This window comes from Aetokthonos hydrillicola CCALA 1050, from assembly GCF_017591665.1.
In the GTDB taxonomy this organism is placed as follows: Bacteria; Cyanobacteriota; Cyanobacteriia; order Cyanobacteriales; family Nostocaceae; genus Aetokthonos; species Aetokthonos hydrillicola.
Map to the genome: position 1 here is coordinate 1 of NZ_JAAKGC010000230.1, position 1,363 is coordinate 1,363.

Here is a 1,363-nt window from a genome sequence, read left to right on the forward strand (position 1 = left end):
TTTTGATTGCCAACATGATTTATTATGCTATTTTTTCCGTAAAAACTATATATTGTAAGTATTATGGTTTATAAAGATAAAATTTTACGTTCTCTCTTTTTAAGAATTTAATTCCCGGACGGGTCTATAGTGTTCTATTAATGTTCGCAATCTTTCACGGAGAAATAGGGCGTTACATTTTATTTTGGTTAATTCTAGAAAGGATGATTGGCATCATAGCGCAGACACGCGATCACTTAGAACACTATGGGCTGTGGGGAAAATTTACCAACCACCAATTAACGCAGCTTTATGCTTGTCGTAATCTTGAGACTAGTTCTCTAGTTGGCTGGTTAATGGGTGGACTAAATTATCATGCAGTGCATCATGCTTGCCCTGATATTCCCTTTAACCAACTACCAGAAGCATTTGAGCGAATTCAAAAGGTGTTAGAAAACCATAATCTGCCACTAATGAAACGGGAAGCAGGTTATCTCGAATCTACACTCTGGTTAAGCCATCATCCATCATTAATTGGTGAAGTTGACTCCTCTAATAGAATGAAAAAGAGCCTGTAGTCTTCCAGCCTGATCCTAGACAACAGCTGACACCGCAGCCAGGATCAATTAATAACCTGCTTCAGTTCTTGGGAGCAAGAGTTTGATCACCCCTGTGCCTTTAGCTTGGGGATGATCAATCGTGGGTTGTCGATGCACTCTCCGAGCTAAAAGATCTAACAAATTTAGGATTAAACACCTATATGGTGGTAATTTCTCAATTGAGATCATTGCGATTAGGTGCCGAAAGTTGAATTATCTCAGAAAAACGTGAATATTTAACTGCGTCGGTAGGGGGATTATCTGCTGACACTGCAAGTAACCCTATTTTTATATCCTCGAAATAAATCACACCCCCAATACGTCCGTTAACTTGGAAAGGTCCATGAAATAGCCGATACTTTGGAATGTATATCAACAAAAAGTTCGCAATCTTTATTGCCTTGCCAAATATTTGCTGACAAGTTTTGTGGACGACAGCATCTAGGTATTCATTATAAGCAGGCTCACCCAGGTCAGTAAATTCTGGATGATCCGCAAAATGATCCATATAAAATGACCATATATCGGACAAGTCTGCTTCATTCGTCAGTTTTTGCTTCAGTTCCTGCAATCGGTTGATTTTCATAGTGTGGATATTCAGGAGATAGGGCGAGCAGAAAGCACTGTTAAAAATCTACCACAGCCGTGACTGTAATACTGGTATTGCTGACTAGGTTGGGTATCAATACTGCGTAGGTTTTGCCCGAAAATTCGCCCTGAACTAAAGTTCGGGCACTTTAGCTGGCATTAAGCTTTTAGCTCAATGGATAATGTTAACAGCTGCT

General features: G+C 39.6%; 2 protein-coding genes. One reads left to right on the forward strand and one right to left on the reverse strand.

Features of this window, described 5'->3' with window-relative positions; translation table 11 throughout:
- Positions 1–140: 140 nt before the first annotated feature.
- A complete protein-coding gene (locus tag G4P69_RS36075) occupies positions 141–557 on the forward strand; it encodes a fatty acid desaturase family protein (RefSeq protein WP_208343710.1) in 417 nt (138 codons plus the stop codon).
- A 196-nt stretch (positions 558–753) separates the two neighbouring features.
- Here the strand turns inward: G4P69_RS36075 and G4P69_RS36080 are convergent, their stop codons facing one another.
- Entirely contained in the window at positions 754–1,164 is a 411-nt protein-coding gene (locus tag G4P69_RS36080) for a hypothetical protein (protein ID WP_208343711.1), read from the reverse strand.
- Positions 1,165–1,363 lie beyond the last annotated feature (199 nt).

Coding starts and splice junctions, on each gene's coding strand:
- G4P69_RS36075 (WP_208343710.1), top strand. CDS start 141: ATGTTCGCAATCTTTCACGGAGAAATAGGGCGTTACATTTTATTTTGG.
- G4P69_RS36080 (WP_208343711.1), bottom strand. CDS start 1,164: ATGAAAATCAACCGATTGCAGGAACTGAAGCAAAAACTGACGAATGAA.